Raw genomic sequence first — 21,441 nt, forward strand, 5'->3', positions numbered from 1 at the left:
GCGCCACCGGGGATTTTGAAGCCGCCAGCACCGGTGTCAGCGATACGCCCTCCCCGGATTGCGCTACGCTCATCCGGGCTACCAAATCACACAACGTTGTAGCCCCGGTAAGCGACTGCGCCACCGGGGATTTTGAAGCCGCCAGCACCGGTGTCAGCGATACGCCCTCCCCGGATTGCGCTACGCTCATCCGGGCTACCAAATCACACAACTCTGTAGCCCCGGTAAGCGACAGCGCTACCGGGGATTTTGAAGCCACCAGCACCGGTGTCAGCGATACGCCACCCGGCCTTCCCGGATTGCGCTACGCTCATCCGGGCTACCAAATCGCACAACGCTGTAGCCCCGGTAAGCGACAGCGCCACCGGGGTTTTCTCATCCCGCCCGCACTCTCTGCGCTTCACCTATACTTGCAGTTTAAGCGGGGACAGGAGAAAGACGATGACGCTACCCGATTTTCACGTCTCAGCGCCTTTTACGCTTGGTATTGAGCTGGAGCTACAGGTCGTCAACCCGCCGGGATACGACCTCAGCCAGGATGCCTCCACGCTGATTGCCGATGTGCAAAGTGAACTAACGACGGGAGAGGCTAAACACGACATCACCGAAAGCATGCTGGAGATAGCCACCGGCATCTGTCGCGATATTAGCCACGCCACCGCACAGCTCGGCGCCATCCATCAGGCGGTACAGCGCGCCGCTCTCCGTCACCATCTGCAGATCTGCGGCGGCGGATCGCACCCTTTCCACGCCTGGCAGCGCCAGCAAATCAGCGATAATCCGCGCTATGTGAAAACCGTCGAGCACTTCGGCTATCTGGCAAAGCAGGCGACGGTATTTGGCCAGCACGTTCACGTCGGCTGTCAGAGCGGCGATGACGCCATCTATTTGCTGCACGGGCTGTCACGCTTTGTACCTCACTTTATTGCCCTCAACGCCGCCTCGCCGTGGTTCGACAGCACCGACAGCCGCTTTGCCTGTTCGCGTCTGAATCGTTTCTCTTCCTATCCCGATAACGGGCCAATGCCGTGGGTTGAGAACTGGCAGGCCTTTCAGCGTTTATTCCGCCGCCTGAGCTACACCAGCATGATCGACAGCATGAAGGATCTGCACTGGGATATCCGCCCGAGCCCGGTGTTCGGTACCGTCGAGGTGCGGGTAATGGATACGCCGCTGACGATAGGCCAGGCGGTGAATATCGCCGGATTTATCCAGACGCTGGCCTGCTGGCTGTTAAGCGAACGGCCATTTAAACATCAGCCGGAGGATTACCTCCTCTACCCTTTCAACCGCTATCAGGCCTGTCGCTACGGCCTCGACGGGGTGATAACCGATGTCTGGTCCGGCGAACAGCAGAGCATCCGCGCGAACATTCTGCAGTTGGCCGACCGATTGGCGCCTTTTGCCCACAAGGTGCATGCCAGCGCGGCGCTGGAGTCGGTTGTGCGCCAGGCCAGGTCCCCCATCAGCGAAGCGCAGCAGATGCGCGAATTCATCGCCAACGGCGGTTCGCTGATTGGTCTGGTACAAAAGCATTGCGAGATTTGGGCGGCATAAGGAAGCGAAACGGGTATACTCGGCGCAGGATATTTAAAAGGAATGTTCATGTTATTACGCCGCCTGATCCCTCTTGCGCTTCTTCCCTTCACCGCTTTTACCCATGCCGCCTGTACGCTCACCGACCCGACGCTGACCTTGCAAAGCTATACGGTTAATCCGCAGCAGGAGCGCATCGTGATGTACTGGCAAAAGCAAAATGGTAAAGCCTGGGGATCGTTGCGCTCGCTGCTGTCCGATATCGATAAAGACGGCAGCGTCCAGATGGCGATGAACGGCGGGATATACGATAAGGCCTACGAACCGCTGGGCTTGTATATCGAAAACGGCGAGCTGCTAAAGCCGATCAACCGCGCCTCCGGCGGCGGCAACTTTTTCATCCGCCCCGGCGGCGTATTCTGGCTGAAGGGCCAGCGGGCGGGAATAACGCCTATCAACAACTTTAAGCCATCGCCTGAGATAACCTACGCCGTGCAGTCCGGGCCAATGCTGATTGAAAACGGCGCCATCAACTGGCGGCTGAAGCCCTCCGCCAGCTCGCGCAAACTGCGCAACGGCGTCGGCATTGATAAGCAGGGACGGGTGGTATTTATGCTTAGCGAGCGTGAAACCAATTTCTACGATTTCGCCTGTTACGCGCAGTCCAAACTCCACGTGCGCCAGATGCTCTACCTCGACGGCACCATCTCAAAAATGTATCAAAAGGGCGGCAGCATACCGTGGCAGTACCATCCGTTCGTCACCATGATCGCGGTGGAAATCAAAAAACCAGGCTAAAGGAAAATGGCGCCCGCTCAATCCTGAAGGGGCGCCGGAGGGGATCAGGCAGCTTTACGGAAACGGCGGGTCAGCCGCTTCTCAATTTCAACCACCAGGAACATAGCCACACCAATCACCAGAGTCACGAACCAGTAGCGCAGCGGCAGCGCCTCAGTGCCGAACATGTTCTGCATCAGCGGTACATAGATGATGACCAGCTGCATCAGCAACAGGACGCCGGTCACCAGCCAGATACCTTTGTTGCGCAGCAACCCTTTGTTCAGGGAGAAACTGTCGCTGCTGCGGCAGTTAATCATATAGACCCACTGCGCGGTCACCAGCATCTGCAGCAGCACGGTGCGGATGAACTCGGCGCTGTGGCCGCGCGGCGCCAGCCAGGCTTCGAGAATAAAAGCAGCGACGGCAATCATCGAACCGACAAAAGCGACGCGCCAGACGGCGAACCCATCCATCACGTGCTGGCCGGTCTTACGCGGCGGACGGTTCATCACGTTGCGCTCGGCGGCTTCAAAGGCCAGGCCGAAGGAGAGCGTGGCCGAGGTCGCCATGTTCATCCACAAAATCAGCACCGGCGTCAGCGGAATAATATTGCCCGCCAGCAGCGCGATGATGATCAACAGCCCCTGCGCGAGGTTGGTCGGCATGATGAACAGGATGGTCTTTTTCAAGTTGTCGTAGACGCGACGCCCCTCCTTCACCGAACTGGCGATGGTGGCGAAGTTGTCGTCGGTGAGCACCATATCGGCGGCCTCTTTGGTCACCTCGGTCCCTTTAATGCCCATGGCGATGCCCACGTCGGCCTGGCGCAGCGCCGGGGCGTCGTTAACGCCGTCACCGGTCATGCCGACCACTTCGCCGCTATCCTGCAGCGCCTTTACCAGACGCAGCTTATGCTCCGGACTGGTACGGGCGAAAATATCAAACTCCACCGCCGCCTTCGCCAGCTCGGCATCATCCATATGCTCAAGCTGATAGCCGGTCATCGCCTGGCGGCTGTTGGCGATCCCCAGCATCTGACCGATGCTCATCGCCGTCTGCGGGTGGTCGCCGGTGATCATCTTCACGCGGATCCCGGCGGCCTGGCAGGCGTGGATCGCGTCAATCGCCTCCGGACGCGGCGGATCCATCATTCCGGCGATGCCGAGGAACACCAGCCCTTCCCTCAGGTCATCGTGGGTCAACGCGGCGCTGCCGACGGCTGCCGGTTTGCAGGCGGCGGCAACCATCCGTAACCCCTGGCGGGCAAAGCGCGCCATTTCGTCTTCCCAGTACTGACGGTCAAACGGCATTGGCCCCTGCTTGCTCATCTGCTGGCCGCACAGGGCGAAGATGACATCCGGCGCGCCGGTAATCAGTACCCGCTCCTCATCGCCAATCTGCTGATGGGTGGCCATGTATTTGTACTGCGAGTCGAACGGAATTTTCGCCACCAGCCGGGTGACGACCGGCGCTAACTGGGCTTTCGCCGCTAATACCTTCAGCGCCCCTTCGGTCGGGCCGCCGGTGATGCTCCACAGACCACGTTCGTCCTGAACGATCTGGCTGTCATTGCACAGATCGATGGTGCGCAGGTAGGTTTCCAGCACGCTGCCCGGCTGGACCACCACCGGCTCGTCGCTGCCCTCCTGGAAAATGTGCCCCTGCGGCTCATAGCTGTCGCCTTCAACGCGGTAGCAGCAGTCGGCGGTGATGATCGCTTTCACCGTCATCTCGTTCATGGTCAGGGTGCCGGTCTTATCCGAACACACCACGGTCATCGCGCCAAGCGTTTCAACCGTCGGCAGCTTGCGGATAATCGCCCGCTTACGCGCCATCGTCTGTACGCCGAGCGACAGGATAATCGAGATAATCGCCGGCAGTCCTTCCGGTACTGCCGCCACCGCGAGGCTAATCAGCGACAGCAGCAGCTCGCCAAGCGGGATGTCGCGCAGTGCGAGGCTAAAGAAGAACAGCGCCACCATCATCGCGAGGATGATGACAAAAATCGCTTTCCCCAGTTTATCCATCTGCACCAGCAGCGGAGTACGGTGCTTTTCAATAGCCGCCATCATCTGATTGATGTGGCCTAGCTCGGTCTCTTGACCAGTAGCGGTAACCACACCGACGCCGCTGCCGGCGCTGATAGTGGTGCCGGAGAAGACCATATTGGTGCGGTCGCCCAACGGCAGTTCGCCCTGTAGCGTCACGGTGGTTTTATCCACCACCGTCGACTCGCCGGTGAGGATCGCCTCTTCGACCCGTAGATTGTGGCTTTCAATCAGGCGCAGATCCGCCGGAACGCGGTCGCCGGCGCGCAAAATAACAATATCGCCCGGCACCAGGTCACGGGTGGGGATGGTTTCATGCTTGCCGTTGCGCAGCACGCGGGCATCGCTGGAGAGCATGTTGCGGATCCCCTGCAGCGATTTTTCGGCATTGCTCTCCTGAATATGACCGATCAACGCATTAATGACGGTAACGCCGAGAATAACCAGAGTATCGACCCAGTGGCCCATCACCGCGGTGAGCGCGGCAGCGGCCAGCAGGACGTAAATCAGGACATCGTTGAAGTGGGCGAGAAAACGCAGCCATGCCGGTTTGCCTTTCTTTTCCGGCAGCGCGTTAGGGCCGTATGATTTCAGGCGACCGGCGGCTTCAGCGGTGCTGAGACCGTCGGCATGGCTCTTTTTTTGCGCCAGTACCGCCTCGACTGTTTGCTGATAAGCCTGCTGCGGCGCGACGTCGCCCGAGGGCGTGATGTTGTGGGGATTAATCATGCTGGTCAAAATAAAGTTTCCTTTTAAATTCCGTGAATCGGAAAGCCTGAAATCATTTCTGGCCAATGAATTAATGCGTTTTGCGAGCAAGATCAAATTATCCAGCCACAACATTTATTTACTCGCAAATTTAAAAATACATGGTAAGTTGGTTCTGAAAACAAATATTACAGAGTATTTCTAAACCATTTCTAAACGAGGTAAAACATGTTTGGAATCTACCGCGGGCGCCGTCTGGCGCTGTATGTCGTACTGGCAATCATTATCGCCACAATTGTGGGATATAGTACTTATACTTTTGTAAAAATGCTGGGGTAATAAATGACGGTAATTTACATCACGATGCAATTAACTTAATCACAAATATTACTCAATAAATTAACAGAGGGGTTTTAATTAATAGTATTAGAAATAATATGAATGACGTAAATTAATCAGCGGATAAAGCATATTGCGTTAACGGACTTTTTACCGGACAATATGTTTTTTAACTGAAGATTAACATCATAATGAAACACCCGCTGGAAACGCTATTATCCGCCGCCGGCATTTTGCTGTTAGCCCTGATTTCTTGCTTGCTATTGCCGGCGCCCTCGCTCGGCCTGACGCTGGCGCAAAAGCTAGTCACATCCTTCCACCTGATGGATCTCAACCAGCTCTATACCTTGATCTTCTGCCTGTGGTTCTTAGCGCTGGGAGTCGTCGAGTACCTGGTATTACGCTGGGTATGGCGCCGCTGGTTCTCACTGGCAGATTAAGCAGTAAGAGAGAAAAAAAAGCCCGCCGATAAAGGCGGACTGGTATGCGGCCGGCGCTCAGTGCGCACGGCTGTGGTTCTCTTTGCGATACGCGCCCGGCGGCTGATTGAAGGTACGGGTAAAGATACGGGTGAAGGTTTGCTGCGAATCAAAGCCGTATTTCAGGCAGATATCATAAACCCGCTGGTCGGTATCTCGCAGGTCGCGCGCCGCCAGCAGCAGTTTACGCTCGCGAATGTAGCGCCCGAGACTTTCCCCTTTGTACTGTAAAAACAGCCGTTGCAGATGCCATTTCGAATACCCGGCATGGCGCGCAATATCATCAATTCGCAGCGGTTGATGCAGATTGTCATCAATCCATTCCACGATAGTGTCAATCACCTGAGCGGATATATTCATATCTCTTCTCTCCTCCTGAACCACTCTGGCGGTTAGCGCCACCAGGCGTTAAATGATTGTGTCTTATCAGCGACCCACACCGGTTCGCCCAGCATTGGCGTGACTAAACGCCACTCACGTCCTTCACTGGCTGCCGCCAGCCGCTGGTACGGATCGTCCCAGCTGTGTTTTGCCAGCACAAAGCGTCCGGCATGCCCCGGTAATACCGACCGGGCGCGTAAATCATCGGCGGCCTGCGCCGTTTCTTCCGGCATCATGTGGATGTACTTCCAGTCCTGGTCATATTGACCGTTTTCCATGATCGCCAGGTCGATAGGACCAAACTGCTCGCCAATGGCCTTAAAATGCGGGCCATAGCCGCTATCGCCGCTGTAATAAATCTTTTGCTGCGGGGTGACGAACAGGAAGCTGGCCCACAAGGTCTGGTTGCGTTTCAGCCCGCGGCCGGAAAAATGGCGAGCCGGCAGCGCGTGTACGGTCAGTTCATCGCTGATTATCACCGTCTGGTTCCAGTCCACTTCGTTGATAATCGCCGCATCCATTCCCCAGTAGCGCAGATGCGAGCCGACGCCGAGCGGCGTCACCACGCGTTTAACTTTCGGCATCAGCGCTTTGATGGTGGCGTAGTCGAGATGGTCATAGTGATCGTGGGAAATTATCAGCACATCGATCTCAGGCATCCGCTGCGCGTTCCACGGGTAGTCGCCGGGGAAGGCCTTATTGATGAAAGAGAACGGCGCGGCATAATCGCTAAATACCGGATCGATCAGGATACGTTTCCCCGCCAGCTGCAGATACCACGATGAGTGGCCAAGCCAGACCATCACGTCTTCGCCAGACGGCAGGCTGGCAAGATCGGTATTCACCAGCGGCAACGGCTGCAGCGGGCGTGCGTTTTCTCGCTTAGTCACCAGGAAATCCCACCACGCGGCCAGCATGTTTTTCTGGCCGGTGAATCCTGGCGTCGGCAGTTGATTATGGAACTGGCCGTCACGGTAATTCGGCGACTGTTCGACAAGACTAAGCTGCGCACCCTTTGGCGCTTTGCCAAAACCGGCATTGAGAACAAACGGCAATGTCGTTGTTGCTGCTAATAACATAATGGCGACCACGCTAAAGGTGACACGGTTCATATCCTGACCAGACAAAAGCCCCATCCAGGGGACTTTATGATATAACTTGATTATGAGTGAGTAAGCACTCATTATTAGGAAGGAGTAGAAAATCGTCAAGCCTATTTTCAATTTTTGACATCTGCCGTTGCAGTTGCGCGGTCCGCCGTGATTAGATCGGGGTTTAACTTTCAGCGAGGTAAAATGTAGTGGCTCGTCCTAAGAGTGAAGATAAAAAACAAGCGTTACTGGAAGCCGCTACGGCCGCTTTCGCCCAGTCCGGCATTGCCGCTTCAACATCGGCGATAGCCCGCAGCGCGGGGGTTGCCGAGGGGACGCTGTTTCGCTATTTCGCCACCAAAGATGAGTTGCTCAACGAGTTATACCTCGCTATTAAGCTGCGCCTGGTGCAGACGATGATCGCCGGGCTCAACCCTGACGAAAAACGCCCAAAGGAAAACGCGCGCAATATCTGGAACAGCTATATCGACTGGGGGATGCGTAACCCTATGGAATATCGCGCCATTCGCCGTATGGCATTGAGCGAACGCATCACCGATGAAACCCGCAGCCTGGTCAAAGAGAGTTTTCCCGAGCTTAACGAGATGTGCCAACTATCGGTGAAAGCGGTTTTCCTTAGCGACGCCTATCGCGCTTTCGGCGATGCCCTGTTCCTGTCGCTGGCCGAGACCACCATCGAGTTCGCCAGCCACGATCCGCAGCGCGCCCGTGAGCTTATCGCTCTCGGTTTTGAGGCGATGTGGAATGCGCTGCATGAGAGTGAGCATTAATGGATAACGAAGCGCTACACCATCACGCGCAGCGTATCGCGCTGACCTACCCTTTCACTGAGCACTGCTGGCCGTTTGGCCCGGAGTATGACGTGTTTAAAGTCGGCGGGCGTATCTTCATGCTAACCATGACCCTTCGCGGGCGGGCAATCGTCAACCTGAAGGCCGATCCGCAAAAATCGCTGCTCAATCAGCAAATTTACCGCAGTATCGAGCCGGGCTATCACATGAACAAAAAGCACTGGATCACCGTCGTGCCGGGCGAGGATATCAGCGAGGATTTACTTGCCGAGCTTATTGACGACTCGTGGAATCTGGTGGTGGATAAGCTGGCGAAAAAAGACCAACGTCGGCTGCGTCCCGGCTGATTTTCAAATAAATGCGATAAGTGTTATCGCATTTTTCACTCTTATCATTTCCCGCGCATCGCTGTACTCTTCCTCCCACGAAATGTGCCCGTAAGGGGCTGAAAATTGTGAGGAAGAGTCATGGATATTATCTCAGTTGCCTTAAAACGTTACTCCACTAAGGCCTTTGATCCGGCGAAAAAGCTGACGGCCGAACAGGCGGAAAACCTGAAAACGCTGCTGCAATATAGCCCGTCGAGCACCAACTCCCAGCCGTGGCACTTTATCGTCGCCAGCAGCGATGAAGGCAAAGCCCGCGTCGCGAAAGCGGCCAGCGGCACCTACGTGTTCAACGAACGTAAAATCCTCGACGCTTCCCACGTTGTCGTGTTCTGTGCGAAAACCGCGATGGACGATGCGTGGCTGGAAAAAGTCGTTGATCAGGAAGACGCTGATGGCCGTTTTGCCACTCCGGAAGCCAAAGCCGGCAACCACAAAGGCCGCACCTTCTTTGCTGATATGCACCGCAAAGAGCTGAAAGATGACGATCAGTGGATGGCGAAACAGGTTTATCTTAACGTGGGCAACTTCCTGCTCGGCGTGGCGGCAATGGGGCTGGATGCGGTGCCGATCGAAGGCGTCGATTTCGCTATCCTCGACGAAGAGTTTGGCCTGAAAGCGCAAGGTTATACCAGCGTAGTTGTGGTGCCGGTCGGTCATCACAGCGTGGAGGACTTCAACGCCGCACTGCCGAAATCCCGCCTGCCGCAGTCCACAACCATCACCGAGATCTAATCTCCGCGCACTGCCCTCCCCGGTGGCGCTGACGCTTACCGGGGCTACCAACCGAGTGCCGGATCGTAGCCCGGATAAGGCGCAACGCGCCGCCATCCGGGGAGGACGGCGGCGATCGCTTACGCTTAGCAGGGAAAAACCGTTACTTTTTCTCCCCCTCGCCGGCGTGCCAGATCCGCTCGGCGTAGCGGCCAATCATCGCCAGCGATGCCGCCAGGATCAGGAAAAACACCACCTTGTGCAGGCTGTACCAGAAGAATTCGAAAAAGCGAGTGTAAAGGTTGATGGCGAGAAACGTCAGGCCAAATCCACGCAGCATGCCATCGTCGGTTTTCAGGCTGATATAAATACAGATCACCGCCGCCAGCGCAAACAGCAGTCCCCACGGCAGCAGTTGCGCCTGACTGACCCCATACCAGCTCTCGGAATCGTAGTTGCCGAATATCGACAGGATCCACAGCGCGACAAACAGCCAGGTCAGCCCCATCGCCTTACTGACGGTAAACAACTGCCGCTGGTGTAATACATTTTGCATCAAGTAGCACAGCGCCAGCAGCACGCCGCCGAACAGCACGAAACGAATCGGGAAGCTCATCCCTAGCCAGTAGGCCCCCCAGCCTGATACGTAGCCGGTTTCCGCGCCAAACCAGTTCCCCAGCGCCAGCAGAAAGAACAGCCACACCAGCCCGGAACGGGCGAAATACCCTATCAGGCCGTAAATCGCGCAGCCGAGCAGTATCAGCGGCGCCACGTGGCCGCTGCCGTCGTCCAGCCGATCGCCTAGCTGCCACAAGGCAATGGCGGTGCAAATCACGCCGAGGAACAAAATCGCCTCGGTGCTATAGTGCCACTGCGCTTCGCGACGCTGACGGCGGAACCCCCAATAATAAAATGCGATGGCCAGCAGCGTCGGCAGGATAATGCGCGCGACAGCGGAGTCGCTGAACAGATTGATAATCGCGGCAATCAGTTCGGCATCGGCGAACAGGCTGCCCAGCGCAATCAGTACGCAGGCTATCGCGGTCCAGAAGGCATAGCGGCTCAGGCGCTGCCAGTCGAAAGCACGGACAGATAGCGACGCTGACAGCCGTTGGCCGTCGCTGCTGTTCAGGATCCCCTCCTGCTGCCATTGCTCGATAGCACGTTGAATAATCCGCTGCTGCTTGCGGGTGACGTTCATAAGCGTTCCTTGTCCATTGCGGGCTTAGCCCTGTTGATCCAGCCAGGCCAGCGCCTGTTCTCCGGTTTCATCCAGCGGTAAATAGACCAGCAGACGCGAACCGTTGCGCGGCGCGGAATACCAGTACATTTGCTGCAGACTAAAGCGCCCGAGCTGCGGATGGTTAAAATTTTTCACCTGGTTTTCGACGCCGCGCACCTCGTAGCGCTGGTGCCATAGCGCTTCAAACTCCGACGAGGCGGCGAAAAAACGCGCCAGCTTATCTTCCCACTCTGGCGAGCCGCGATGCTCAGCCATCGCCGCGCGAAAATAGGAAACAAAAGTCGGCAACACGTCGCGATTTTCAATGCGGCTACGCCAGGCTTCGCAGGTGAGATAGAGATAGATACAATTGCGGTCTTCTTCGGCAATCGTCGCGAAATCAACGCCCATCAGACGGCAAAAGCTGTCATTCCAGGCGACGATATCAAAGTTCGGTTTCTGAATGCTGGCGGGCTGCGGCATCAGGCTATCAAGCATGCGTCGGGTTCCGGGGCTTATCCCCTCGCAGACCGTGGCCTGCGTATTCTCTGGGGGCGTTAAGCCTGCCAGAACGAACAGATGACGGGTCTCCAGCGGGCTGCACTGAAGCGCGCTGGCCACGCCGCTTAATACCGCCGCCGACGGATTCACTTCCCGCCCCTGCTCAAGCCAGGTGTACCAGGTCACGCCGACGTCCGCCAGCATCGCCACTTCCTCCCGGCGCAGCCCCGGCGTCCGCCGCCGCCCGACGCGCGGCAGGCCGAGACGCTGCGGGTCAAGGCTTTCGCGGCGGGCGCGCAGAAATGCCCCCAGCTGTTTACGGCTATCATCGGGCGCGAGATTCAGCGCCTCACGTTGCAGTATTAGCGTCATTATTCCTCCAACATGGTAGTACCAATACCAGTATAGACAGGAACTGGTACCCGTTTAATTAATCGGAGATGCTACGGCCATCCGCTGAATGACGCAATGGAGAGATCCGATGAATTCGTCTGCTGTTTCACCCGGCCGCGCCGGCTTACTGCTGTTACTGACCGGCCAGATGCTGCCGTTAATTGATACCTCGATAACCAACGTGGCGCTGGATTCGATCACCCACTCCCTCGACGCCAGCGCCACCCAACTGGAGCTTATCGTCGCGCTGTACGGCGTGGCCTTTGCCGTCTGCCTGGCGATGGGCAGCAAACTGGGCGATAACTATGGGCGCCGCCGCCTGTTTCTTTGGGGCGTGGCGGTATTCGGCATCGCCTCGCTGCTATGCGGAATGGCTAACTCCATTAACGCCCTACTCGCCGCACGAACGTTGCAAGGCGCCGGCGCGGCGCTGATCGTGCCGCAGATCCTCGCCACCCTGCACGTCACCCTGAAAGGCACCGCTCACGCCAGGGCGATCAGCCTCTACGGCGGTATCGGCGGCATCGCGTTTATCGTCGGCCAGATGGGCGGCGGCTGGCTGGTCTCCGCCGATATCGCCGGGCTCGGCTGGCGCAACGCCTTCTTTATCAACGTGCCTATCTGCCTGCTGGTGTTGGCCTTTAGCCGCCGCTATGTGCCGGAAACCCGCCGCGAAAGCCATTCCAGCATCGACTGGCAGGGAACTTTCAGCCTGGCGTTAATCCTCTGCTGCCTGCTGTTCCCGATGGCGCTGGGGCCGGAACTGCACTGGCCATGGGAGCTACAGCTGCTTTTGCTGGCCGTACTCCCCCTGCTCGGCTGGATGCGCCTGAGCGCGCTGCGTAAACAGCAGCGCGGCGAGCAACCGCTGCTACCGCCGCGGCTGTTAAAGCTCACCAGTATCCGCTTTGGGATGGCTATCGCGCTGCTGTTCTTCAGCGCCTGGTCCGGCTTTATGTTCTGTATGGCGCTGACCATGCAGGCCGGGCTTGGGATGGCGCCGTGGCAGTCCGGCAACAGTTTTATCGCTCTCGGGGTGGCCTATTTTATCTCCGCGTTGTACGCGCCGAAGCTTATCGCCCGCTACAGCATGGGGCGCATTTTGCTGATAGGCCTGGCGGTACAGATTAGCGGCCTGCTGCTGCTGAGCGCCACCTTTTATCAACTTGGCCTGCGGACCACGACGCTGGCGCTGGTGCCCTCCACCGCGCTAGTCGGCTATGGTCAGGCGTTAATCGTCAACAGTTTCTATCGTATCGGGATGCGGGACATTCGCGCCTGCGACGCCGGAGCCGGTAGCGCCATCCTCAGTACCCTGCAGCAGGCGACGCTGGGCCTGGGGCCGGCCATTCTTGGCTCGCTGTTCTTGACCCTGGCCCAGCGCGGCGGTGGCGACTATGCGCAGGCGCTGATCGTCTTCCTGCTGGTCGAGGTGGCGATGATGCTGCTGCTGGGCGCTATAGCCCTCTGGCTGCGCCATCACCTGAACCTGCAGCCGGCGGCGACGGCGTCCTGATTCACAACTGTGTAACCTCTGATTTGCATAATAGTCATCCAGCGGTCATCATAACCGCTGGATGTACAGGAGACGTTATGCAGGAATTAATATCGCAAATCGCCGCATTAGGCATCAAAATCACCCCTACCACCTCGCTCATCATTACCTTTGGCATTATTTTTCTGACGGCGATTGTCGTTCATCTCATTCTGCACAAAGTGGTACTGCGCACCTTCGAAAAGCGGGCGCAGGCCAGCAGCCATTTATGGCTGCAAATCATCACGCAAAATAAACTCTTTCACCGCCTGGCGTTCACCCTACAGGGAATTATCGTCAACGTTCAGGCCGTGCTCTGGCTGCAGAAAGGCAGCGAAGCGGCGGAAATTTTATCCACCTGCGCGCAGCTGTGGGTAATGGTTTACGCCATGCTTTCCTTCTTCTCACTGCTGGACGTGATTTTCAATCTGGCGCAAAAATTCCCCACCGCCTCGCAGCTGCCGTTAAAAGGCATCTTCCAGGGCATTAAGCTGGTTACGGCGATTATTATCGGCATTCTGATCATATCGCTGCTAATTGGCCAGTCGCCGGCGATTCTGATTAGCGGCCTTGGCGCGATGGCCGCCGTGCTGATGTTAGTATTTAAAGACCCGATTCTTGGCCTGGTGGCCGGGATCCAGCTTTCCGCCAACGACATGCTCAAACTCGGCGACTGGCTGGAGATGCCGAAATATGGCGCCGATGGCGCGGTTATTGATATCGGTCTGACCACGGTAAAAGTGCGCAACTGGGATAACACCATCACTACAATCCCCACCTGGTCGCTGGTCTCGGATTCGTTTAAAAACTGGAGCGGGATGTCGGCCTCCGGCGGTCGTCGCATTAAGCGCAGCCTGAACATCGATACCACCAGCATCCATTTTCTTGACGAGCAGGAGCAACAGCGCCTGATTCAGGCCAAATTGCTGAAGCCCTATATGGACTCGCGCCATCAGGAAATTAACGAGTGGAACCAACAGCACGCCAATGCGCCATCGGTGCTCAACCTGCGCAAAATGACCAATATCGGCACCTTCCGCGCCTATCTGCAGGAGTATCTGCGTAACCATCCGCGGCTACGCAAGGATATGACCATGATGGTGCGCCAGTTAGCGCCGGACGCTAACGGCCTGCCGATTGAGATCTACTGCTTTACCAATACCGTGGTGTGGGCGGAGTATGAAGGCATTCAGGCGGATATCTTCGACCATATCTTTGCCGTGGTTGACGAGTTCGGCCTGCGTATACACCAGACGCCAACCGGCAACGACATTCGTTCACTGTCGGGCGCGCTGTCGTCCTGATTCCCGGCTGGCGCGCATTGCGCGCCAGCGTACTCTCACTCCACTATCATTTCTCAGGGCTAGCCGTCGACACAGTTTAAGCAGATGATCTTTTCACCAACATGGATTATCGCCAAAGGACGCTCTGCATAATGAAATTAACCACAACGTTTGTCGCGCTTGGCTGCGCTTTAGCACTCCTTTCCGGTTGCACCTCATCGAAGACCTCGCCAGAACGCCATGCTTATAGCTTCGTGTCTCACCGTTCAGATTTCGTCGGCGGTAATTTCACCGTTAACCGTCAGCAAAATTATCAGATGAACCTGCCTAACTTCCGCGATATTTATGCCCGCGGGCAAGAAGATCGGAAAAAAGGGGTGGGTGAAAGCGATGCGCAGCGGGTTGCCGACGCCATTAAGCAACAGGCGCTGGAAGGGGTGAAGTCACAACACTCCTTCAACGGTAATGCGAGCGATCGGTGGAGCGAAACGATGGAAGCGAAAGATGCTCGTCTGTTTGGTAATGAGCTGGCTGGCGCCTATCTGGACGGCTTCCACGGGATAAAATAAGTTGTGTCGCCCCGCCAGTCCGCGGGGCGATAAGCCTTACGCCGGGCGGCGCAGCAGTTTGAAGGCGGCAAACAGGAAGATAATCCACACCGGCAGCAATATCGCCGACAGACGCATCCCGTCAATGGTGCACATCAGTACCAGAATCAAACCGAGAAAAGCGATGCAGAAGTAGTTGCTGGCTGGCGCCAGTAACGCTTTGAACTTCGATTCGCGGCCTTTACGACGCTGCGCGGCGCGAAACTTCAGGTGCGCCATACAGATCATTATCCAGTTCAGCAGCAGCGTCGCCACTACCAGCGCCATCAGCAGCCCCAGCGCTTCATGCGGCAGGAGATAGTTCAGCACCACCACCAGCGAGGTAATGACGCCTGACAGCAGCAGCGAATTCACCGGCACGCCGCGTTTGCTGACGCGGGCGAGAAACTTCGGCGCATTGCCCTGTACCGACAGGCCGAACAGCATCCGGCTATTGGAATAGACGCCGCTGTTATAGACCGACAGCGATGCCACCAGAATGACGAAATTCAGCGCGGAAGCCACCACGTTGCTGTCAAGATTATGGAAAATCATCACAAACGGGCTGCTATCGGATTTGATCTCCACCCACGGATAGAGCGCCAGCAGCACCACCAGCGAGCCGATGTAAAACAGCAGGATACGGTAAACCACCTGGTTGACCGCTTTCGGAATGCTCTTTTCCGGATTTTGCGCTTCCGCGGCGGTAATGCCGATAAGCTCCAGCCCGCCGAAAGAAAACATAATCACCGCCAGCGACAGCACCAGGCCATGCCAGCCGGTGGCAAGGAAACCGCCATGCTTCCACAGGTTATCAAAACCGGCTTTGCTGCCGCCGTGGCCGCCAAACAGCATCCACAGGCCAAAGGCGATCATGCCGATAATCGCCAGCACTTTAATCAGCGCGAACCAGAATTCTGCTTCGCCATACAGGCGTACATTGACCAGGTTGACGGCGTTAATAATGATGAAGAAGGCCGCCGCCCAAACCCAGGTGGGCACGTCCGGGAGCCAGTACTGCATATAAATCCCGGCGGCGGTCAGTTCCGCCATCCCTACCAGCACGAACATGACCCAGTAGTTCCAGCCGGAGAGAAAGCCGGCGAACGGGCCCCAGTATTTATAGGCAAAGTGGGCAAAGGAACCGGATACCGGCTCTTCCACCACCATCTCGCCAAGCTGGCGCATAATCAAAAAAGCGACAATACCGGCCACGGCGTAACCCAGTAATACCGCCGGGCCAGCCATTTGAATCGCGGGACCAATGCCGAGAAACAGGCCGGTACCAATCGCGCCGCCAAGGGCGATAAGTTGAATATGTCGGTTTTGTAAACCGCGATGAAGCGTCGGGCCGCTCTCTTCCACGGCATCCGACGACGTTGACGCGTCTTTCACGTCGTTCCCCTGTGTGTTTTTGTGAAGGGGCACCTTTTATCACTTAGGGGGGATTGTCGCAAGTTGCGCGGGGCAAGCATCAGCCGCCCGCCCCGCTTTTTTAGCGTTAGAAGTCGTAGCTCATTGAGACGCGAACGGTACGCGGATCGCCTTCGAACAGATAGGTTCCGGTATCGTCAATGCCGGACCAGTACTTCTCGTTGGTCACGTTGGTCACCCCGATGCGCCAGGTCATTTCGTTCTGGTCGGCGTTCAGGCGCATACGATAGCGCAGGCCTAAATCCAGGGTGGTGTAGCTATCCAGCTTCTTGGTGTTGGCCGCATCGGCATACTGCGAGCCGCTATGATTGACACGCGCGGTCGCGGTCAGGCCTTCCACCGGCTTGATATCATACTCGGCGCCAAGCACCGCGTAGAAGTTAGCCACCCCAATGGCATCTTTACCGTCGGTTGCGCCTTTAGCGGTTTTAGTCTGTTTGGCATCCAGCCACACCGTACTGGCGTTAAGACGCAGCCCCAGCATCGGCTCGCCGAAGACGTTCATCTCTACGCCGCGGTTACGCTGCTCGCCGTCGAGGCCGTAATTGCCAGCGGTATCGGAAATGGCGTTCGGTTTTTTGATTTCAAACAGCGCCAGCGATCCGCCGATCGTACCGTAGTCGATCTTGACGCCCACTTCGTCCTGCTTCGAGTGCGCGATCCCGGTACTCTGCCCGGCATTGGCCGCCGTAGTCGGCGCCACAGAGCCCGGCTGCAGCGCTTCGGTATGGTTAGCATACAGCGACAGCTGCTCCCACGGCTTGTACACCAGGCCAAACGTCGGCATCCAGCGGCTTTGGGTATAACGCGACGAGGTATCTTCCAGTCCGGTGGCGTTGCTGTAGTTGCGCACGACCACTTTCTGATGACGAGCAGCCGCGGTAAACAGCACCTTATCGTTAAAGAAGCCGAGGGTGTCGCTCAGCAGCCAGCCCTGCGTACGGCTGCGCGAGGTGACCAGCGGATCGTGGTAGTTGCCGCCAAAATAGGCGTTATCCGGCATTGCCACATCGCGGTTGTCATAGATATTGGTGGTCGGGTTCTTCGCCGACATCCGCCAGGCGGTCGCATCGGTATGCACCTGCGCCGCATAGCCGAGATTCACCTTATGCGAAATCGCGCCGGTATTGAAATCGCCGCGTACCCCGCCCATGCCGCTGATCGCGTCGATGATGCGGTTAGTATCAAGGCGGCCAACCGTCGCATCGCCGTTTTTATTGAGCAGCTTCGGCGCGCTGTAGGTGCCGATTTCATGCGAATGCTGACCGCCGAGGGCGCTGTATACCGTCCAGCTATCGGTCAGGTCATATTCCGCCTTCGCCATGCCGAACTCGCTTTCGATATCGCTATAGCCCCACTTCTGGCTGTAGTTTTTGCTGTTGTCCGGCAGCGCCGGGACGAAATCCACGCCGCTGATATTGACGCCCATCGTACCGCCGTGGAACGTTTTCTTCTGATAGCCGAAATCGAGCGAGGAGCGGAAACGATCGCCGCGGTAATCAAGCCCCAGCGAAGCCAGCGTGGTACGGCGTTTATCGTTATCGATAGCGCCTTCGCCCTCGCGATGCACCAGGTTGACCCGGGCGCCGAACTGGTTGTTATCGCCGAAACGGCGCCCCAGGTCGAGGGTACCGCCAACCTGGGAATCAGAGGTATAGTCGACGCCAACGCGTGCGGTCGGCAGATCTTCCGCCCGCTTCGGCTCGAGGTTAATCATCCCGCCGACGCCGCTGCTGGCCGCGCCGTTAAGCAGGCTGTTAGCCCCTTTGAAAATTTCAACGCGCTCCAGCATCTGGGTATCCATCACCTGACGCGGCACCACGCCCGCCAGTCCGCCCATGGTCATGTCATCGCCATCGAGCTTAAACCCGCGGATTCGATAGGTCTCGGCGAAGTTGCCGTAGCCCTGTACGGCCTGCACGCCAGCGTCGTTGCTGACGACATCGGCGATAGTTTTCGCCTGCTGGTCCTGAATCAGCTTCGAGGTATAGCCGATGACGTTAAACGGGACGTCCATCGCTTTTTGTTCGCCAAGCATTCCCAGACGGCCGCCGTGGGCGATCTGGCCGTCGAGGAATGCCGGAACTACCAGGTCGCCGCCGGATTTAAAATCGCTGTTTTCGTTAGCCTCGACGATGATGGTCTCTTCGCCAGGCTGCTTCGCGGCGGCAGCGTCCGCGGCCATCGCCGTTTGACTGGCGGCGCTGATGGCTAAGGCCAGCAGCGTTTTACGCAGCGGGAAGGATGAATAGTGCGTGGTGTGCATAATTTGCCCCATGGATGAGGATAAATGGATCAAAGGGCCCGTCGCCGGGCCAGTTATTTTTATTGCGCGTTCAGGTCGATACGTACGATGCTGTCCGGGCCTTTAGTGGAGTGGTCTTTATTGAAGGGCTGTTTGACGGTGACAAACAGCGTCTGACCATCGGCGGAAAGCAGCAGGCTGTTGGGATTGGCCGGCAGCGCCCAGCTTTTCTTCAGCGTGTAGCGGCTGGCGTCAAGGCTGATAACCTTGCCGGATTCACGCTGTGAAATATAAATCTCGTGGCGTTTCCCATTGAACTGCACCGCCAGCGAATCGCCGACATCGAGCTGTTTAAGCAGTTTGCCGCTGTGGATATCCAACACCAGGGTGGTTTTCGCTTTCGAGTTATCGGTCACGAACAGACGACCGGTTTCGCTATCTTCGGCCATATTAAGCAGCAGCGCCGGCTTGTCGCCCAGCGGCTTCCAGCGCTGTTCAATGCGTTGGTTGCGCGGGTTGATCACCAGAATTTCACCGCTGCCGTTGGCGGCGTATACGCGCCCGGTTTGTGCAGAATAGTGCAGGCCGGTCATCCATTTACCGGTGTTTTTAATCCGCGTTTTCAGCTTCAGGGTAGTGGCGTCAACCACCCAGATTTGCGCCGGGTCGGCGACCGCCCCAACGTAGAGGGTATTATTTAACAGCAGCAGCTGACGCGCCCCATAGGGGAGCCCTTTTTCATTGCGCTCGCTGAACAGCAGGCGGTTTTTTACCTTGCCGGTGGCGGTGTCAATAGCGCTGATGCCGCCGTCGAGCGAATTGCTGACGTATAGCGTTTTACCATCCGCAGAGAGCTGTAAAGCGAAGTTTTTCAGATCGGTATGCGTCAGGCCGATGGTATTAAGGGTTTGCGGATCCAGCTTGTAAACCGCTCCGCCCTGCACATCTTTAAAGCCCTCGGCGCTGGCGACGTACAGCGCATCGCCCTGCGGGCTTAGCGCCATCTCGTACAACCCTTCCGCTAGCTGGCGCTGCAGAGGTTGCGCCACGTTAGCCGCAGGAGAGTTAACAACCGGTTGAGCGACGGCAGCGGAATGGTGGGTCGCGCAGCCGCCTAACGTCGCGCTGATGGCCAGCGCCAACGCCGGAAGAGTGTATTTCATTGGAACAACCCTATAAAAAATCAATGACCCGGTGGTCGCGCAGCGGCCGATATTGTGTGTTTCCGGCCTGCTGTCTTTGCGTCACCCTACGCCTTCGCTGTTCCTTGTGAACGACTCACTGGCGCAGATCGATCCCTGCTTAGTCTGCGAACAAAAAAGAGAATGAGAACTATACTCATTATCGAATGTCAAACAAGCCTCGGCGGGCAAAAAAGATTATCTGCTGATTTTTTAACGTGGGATGGCGGATTGATAGGGGGAGAAAAGAACTGCGGGATCGATACATACCCGGAAAGCGGCGCATTACGCCTTATCCGGGCGACAGGAGGCTAAGCCGCACGCTTCTGGCGAAGGGCGGCTTAGCACGTTTAATGCAATTTCAGGCGCGGGCGAATAATACGGTTAATCCCGCCGGACAGCATCATCAGGCCGGTTTTGAAATAACCGTGCAGCGTCACCTGATGCATCCGATACAGCGAATCGTAAACCATGCGCGCAATACGGCCTTCGACCATCAGCGGGCCGATCGGCAGATGCCCCATAATGCTACCGAAGGTGGTATAGCTGGACAGTGAAACCAGCGAACCGCGATCGCGATAGGAGAACGCTTTCAGCTTATGCCCCTTCATGCGGGCGATAATATTATCGGCGGTGAACAGCGCCATCTGATGGGCCGCCTGGCCGCGCGGCGGGATAAATCCGCCTTCCGGACGCGGGCACGCCGCACAGTCGCCAAAGGCGAAAATATCGGCATCGCGCGTCGTTTGCAGCGTAGGCTCCACCACCAGCTGATTGATACGGTTGGTCTCCAGTCCGGCAATCTCTTTCATGAAGTCCGGCGCTTTAATCCCGGCCGCCCAAACGATTAAATTCGCCTCGATAAACTGGCCGTCTTTGGTATGCAGACCATTTTCCTCAACGCCGGTGATCATGGTGTTGGTCATTACATTAACGCCAAGCTTGCTCAACTTATCGTGGACGGCGCTGGAAATTCGTTTTGGTAGCGCGGGTAAAATACCATCGCCGGCTTCAATCAGGCTGACATTTAACGCATCGTTAGTCAGATCTTTATAGCCATAGCTGTGCAGTTCTTTCACCGCATTATGCAATTCGGCAGATAATTCAACGCCGGTCGCGCCGCCGCCGACGATAGCAATATTAACTTTACCGGTGGCATCTGGATCGGCTGAATAACGCAGGAATTGGTTAAGCATTTGCTGATGGAATAATTTTGCCTGCTCGGAGCTATCGAGGAAAATACAGTGCTCTTTAACGCCCGGCGTATTGAAATCGTTAGACGTACTGCCCAACGCCATCACCAGCGTATCCCAGCTCAGCTTACGCTCCGGCACCAGCACTTCACCCTGCTCATCCAGCAGTGCGGCGATAGTAATGGTTTTATTCTGCCGATCGATATCCATCACCGAACCGTGCTGAAAGGAAAAATGATGCTTGCTGGCATGCGCGAGAAAGCTCAGCGCATCGACGCCTTCATCCAGCGAACCGGTGGCGACTTCATGCAATAGCGGTTTCCACAGATGACTCTGGCTGCGGTCGACAAGGGTAATATTCGCTTTCCGCCGACGCCCTAATTTACGTCCCAGTTGGGTCGCTAGCTCCAGCCCGCCGGCGCCGCCGCCGACAATAACGATCTCTTTTAATGGCGTAGTCAAGGTGAACTCCAAAATAATTAATTAAATGTTAATTAAAAACTCTCAGATAATTTTTAGTTAACAATAATTCAAACAATAAAATGCCAGTCATCCATTAGATGATTACGGGATGCATATTGGTAATCGCAAATT

The 21,441-nt window shown here is 56.7% G+C and carries 18 protein-coding genes and 1 pseudogene; 9 read left to right on the forward strand and 10 right to left on the reverse strand.

The annotated features are described in order from the left end of the window. Nucleotides 1-190, reverse strand: a pseudogene (locus PGS10_RS11075) (hypothetical protein); the annotation flags it as partial. A 251-nt stretch (nt 191-441) separates the two neighbouring features. Here PGS10_RS11075 and PGS10_RS11080 point away from each other — a divergent pair. Together PGS10_RS11080 and PGS10_RS11085 are read left to right on the forward strand one after the other, a co-directional pair. Beyond that, a complete protein-coding gene (locus tag PGS10_RS11080) occupies nt 442-1,557 on the forward strand; it encodes a YbdK family carboxylate-amine ligase (RefSeq protein ID WP_047068208.1) in 1,116 nt (371 codons plus the stop codon). Nucleotides 1,558-1,605: 48 nt separating this feature from the next. Beyond that, nucleotides 1,606-2,334: a phosphodiester glycosidase family protein gene (locus tag PGS10_RS11085; RefSeq protein ID WP_047078599.1), complete on the forward strand. Its 729-nt coding sequence runs from the start codon at nt 1,606-1,608 to the stop codon at nt 2,332-2,334. 44 nt (nt 2,335-2,378) lie between these two features. Here the strand turns inward: PGS10_RS11085 and PGS10_RS11090 are convergent, their stop codons facing one another. Beyond that, nucleotides 2,379-5,102: a cation-transporting P-type ATPase gene (locus tag PGS10_RS11090; RefSeq protein ID WP_047078600.1), complete on the reverse strand. Its 2,724-nt coding sequence runs from the start codon at nt 5,100-5,102 to the stop codon at nt 2,379-2,381. A gap of 500 nt (nt 5,103-5,602) precedes the next feature. Here PGS10_RS11090 and PGS10_RS11095 point away from each other — a divergent pair, with 500 nt between their 5' ends. Beyond that, nucleotides 5,603-5,851 carry a DUF1158 domain-containing protein gene (locus PGS10_RS11095; protein WP_015704686.1) on the forward strand — a complete coding sequence of 83 codons (249 nt, stop codon included), beginning with the start codon at nt 5,603-5,605 and terminating at the stop codon, nt 5,849-5,851. Nucleotides 5,852-5,908: 57 nt separating this feature from the next. Here the strand turns inward: PGS10_RS11095 and PGS10_RS11100 are convergent, their stop codons facing one another. Both PGS10_RS11100 and PGS10_RS11105 read right to left on the reverse strand, forming a co-directional pair. Beyond that, the gene (locus PGS10_RS11100) at nt 5,909-6,250 is read right to left on the reverse strand and encodes a RamA family antibiotic efflux transcriptional regulator (protein WP_015367806.1); all 342 of its coding nucleotides are present in this window, start codon (nt 6,248-6,250) and stop codon (nt 5,909-5,911) included. Nucleotides 6,251-6,282: 32 nt separating this feature from the next. After that, a complete protein-coding gene (locus tag PGS10_RS11105; protein ID WP_196796509.1) occupies nt 6,283-7,398 on the reverse strand; it encodes an MBL fold metallo-hydrolase in 1,116 nt (371 codons plus the stop codon). 173 nt (nt 7,399-7,571) lie between these two features. Between PGS10_RS11105 and PGS10_RS11110 the strand changes: the two genes are divergently transcribed. The 3 genes from PGS10_RS11110 to nfsB all read left to right on the forward strand — a co-directional run bounded on the left by PGS10_RS11110 (nt 7,572) and on the right by nfsB (nt 9,295). Continuing rightward, nucleotides 7,572-8,153 (forward strand): TetR/AcrR family transcriptional regulator, encoded by a 582-nt coding sequence (locus PGS10_RS11110; protein WP_047049409.1) that lies wholly within the window; start codon nt 7,572-7,574, stop codon nt 8,151-8,153. Beyond that, nucleotides 8,153-8,521, forward strand: a complete 369-nt coding sequence (locus tag PGS10_RS11115) for an MmcQ/YjbR family DNA-binding protein (protein WP_015367809.1) — start codon at nt 8,153-8,155, stop codon at nt 8,519-8,521. Before PGS10_RS11110 ends, PGS10_RS11115 begins: the two co-directional genes overlap by 1 nt. A 120-nt stretch (nt 8,522-8,641) precedes the next feature. Then, entirely contained in the window at nt 8,642-9,295 is a 654-nt protein-coding gene (gene nfsB, locus PGS10_RS11120) for an oxygen-insensitive NAD(P)H nitroreductase (RefSeq protein ID WP_015367810.1), read from the forward strand. A gap of 142 nt (nt 9,296-9,437) precedes the next feature. Here nfsB and PGS10_RS11125 read toward each other — a convergent pair whose 3' ends face one another. Together PGS10_RS11125 and PGS10_RS11130 are read right to left on the reverse strand one after the other, a co-directional pair. Further along, on the reverse strand, nt 9,438-10,475 hold the full coding sequence (locus PGS10_RS11125) for a DUF2157 domain-containing protein (protein ID WP_047078602.1): 1,038 nt from the start codon (nt 10,473-10,475) through the stop codon (nt 9,438-9,440). A gap of 24 nt (nt 10,476-10,499) precedes the next feature. Then, complete coding sequence (locus PGS10_RS11130) at nt 10,500-11,369, reverse strand: helix-turn-helix transcriptional regulator (protein ID WP_047078603.1); 870 nt, start codon at nt 11,367-11,369, stop codon at nt 10,500-10,502. 109 nt (nt 11,370-11,478) lie between these two features. Between PGS10_RS11130 and PGS10_RS11135 the strand changes: the two genes are divergently transcribed. From PGS10_RS11135 to PGS10_RS11145, 3 genes are all read left to right on the forward strand, one after another. After that, nucleotides 11,479-12,906 (forward strand): MFS transporter, encoded by a 1,428-nt coding sequence (locus PGS10_RS11135; protein ID WP_045393346.1) that lies wholly within the window; start codon nt 11,479-11,481, stop codon nt 12,904-12,906. A 77-nt stretch (nt 12,907-12,983) separates the two neighbouring features. Further along, nucleotides 12,984-14,228 carry a mechanosensitive ion channel family protein gene (locus PGS10_RS11140; protein ID WP_047049418.1) on the forward strand — a complete coding sequence of 415 codons (1,245 nt, stop codon included), beginning with the start codon at nt 12,984-12,986 and terminating at the stop codon, nt 14,226-14,228. Between the two features lie 131 nt (nt 14,229-14,359). Beyond that, entirely contained in the window at nt 14,360-14,776 is a 417-nt protein-coding gene (locus PGS10_RS11145) for an Exc2 family lipoprotein (RefSeq protein WP_316422874.1), read from the forward strand. 36 nt (nt 14,777-14,812) lie between these two features. Here PGS10_RS11145 and pheP read toward each other — a convergent pair whose 3' ends face one another. The 4 genes from pheP to PGS10_RS11165 all read right to left on the reverse strand — a co-directional run bounded on the left by pheP (nt 14,813) and on the right by PGS10_RS11165 (nt 21,309). Then, nucleotides 14,813-16,189: a phenylalanine transporter gene (gene pheP / locus PGS10_RS11150; RefSeq protein ID WP_015367815.1), complete on the reverse strand. Its 1,377-nt coding sequence runs from the start codon at nt 16,187-16,189 to the stop codon at nt 14,813-14,815. 106 nt (nt 16,190-16,295) lie between these two features. Further along, the gene (locus PGS10_RS11155; protein WP_063414682.1) at nt 16,296-18,494 is read right to left on the reverse strand and encodes a TonB-dependent receptor; all 2,199 of its coding nucleotides are present in this window, start codon (nt 18,492-18,494) and stop codon (nt 16,296-16,298) included. Between the two features lie 59 nt (nt 18,495-18,553). Beyond that, on the reverse strand, nt 18,554-19,636 hold the full coding sequence (locus PGS10_RS11160) for a YncE family protein (RefSeq protein ID WP_316422876.1): 1,083 nt from the start codon (nt 19,634-19,636) through the stop codon (nt 18,554-18,556). 368 nt (nt 19,637-20,004) lie between these two features. After that, entirely contained in the window at nt 20,005-21,309 is a 1,305-nt protein-coding gene (locus PGS10_RS11165) for an NAD(P)/FAD-dependent oxidoreductase (protein ID WP_316422877.1), read from the reverse strand. Between the last annotated feature and the right edge of the window lie 132 nt (nt 21,310-21,441).

Origin of the sequence: Klebsiella sp. 141153 (assembly GCF_032601995.1) — a bacterium.
In the GTDB taxonomy this organism is placed as follows: domain Bacteria; phylum Pseudomonadota; class Gammaproteobacteria; order Enterobacterales; family Enterobacteriaceae; genus Klebsiella; species Klebsiella aerogenes.

What these genes read in the sequence shown, in the direction of transcription:
- PGS10_RS11080 (WP_047068208.1), top strand. Translation starts at nt 442, where the DNA reads ATGACGCTACCCGATTTTCACGTCTCAGCGCCTTTTACGCTTGGTATT.
- PGS10_RS11085 (WP_047078599.1), top strand. Translation starts at nt 1,606, where the DNA reads ATGTTATTACGCCGCCTGATCCCTCTTGCGCTTCTTCCCTTCACCGCT.
- PGS10_RS11095 (WP_015704686.1), top strand. Translation starts at nt 5,603, where the DNA reads ATGAAACACCCGCTGGAAACGCTATTATCCGCCGCCGGCATTTTGCTG.
- PGS10_RS11100 (WP_015367806.1), bottom strand. Translation starts at nt 6,250, where the DNA reads ATGAATATATCCGCTCAGGTGATTGACACTATCGTGGAATGGATTGAT.
- PGS10_RS11115 (WP_015367809.1), top strand. Translation starts at nt 8,153, where the DNA reads ATGGATAACGAAGCGCTACACCATCACGCGCAGCGTATCGCGCTGACC.
- nfsB (WP_015367810.1), top strand. Translation starts at nt 8,642, where the DNA reads ATGGATATTATCTCAGTTGCCTTAAAACGTTACTCCACTAAGGCCTTT.
- PGS10_RS11125 (WP_047078602.1), bottom strand. Translation starts at nt 10,475, where the DNA reads ATGAACGTCACCCGCAAGCAGCAGCGGATTATTCAACGTGCTATCGAG.
- PGS10_RS11130 (WP_047078603.1), bottom strand. Translation starts at nt 11,369, where the DNA reads ATGACGCTAATACTGCAACGTGAGGCGCTGAATCTCGCGCCCGATGAT.
- PGS10_RS11135 (WP_045393346.1), top strand. Translation starts at nt 11,479, where the DNA reads ATGAATTCGTCTGCTGTTTCACCCGGCCGCGCCGGCTTACTGCTGTTA.
- PGS10_RS11140 (WP_047049418.1), top strand. Translation starts at nt 12,984, where the DNA reads ATGCAGGAATTAATATCGCAAATCGCCGCATTAGGCATCAAAATCACC.
- PGS10_RS11145 (WP_316422874.1), top strand. Translation starts at nt 14,360, where the DNA reads ATGAAATTAACCACAACGTTTGTCGCGCTTGGCTGCGCTTTAGCACTC.
- PGS10_RS11155 (WP_063414682.1), bottom strand. Translation starts at nt 18,494, where the DNA reads ATGCACACCACGCACTATTCATCCTTCCCGCTGCGTAAAACGCTGCTG.
- PGS10_RS11160 (WP_316422876.1), bottom strand. Translation starts at nt 19,636, where the DNA reads ATGAAATACACTCTTCCGGCGTTGGCGCTGGCCATCAGCGCGACGTTA.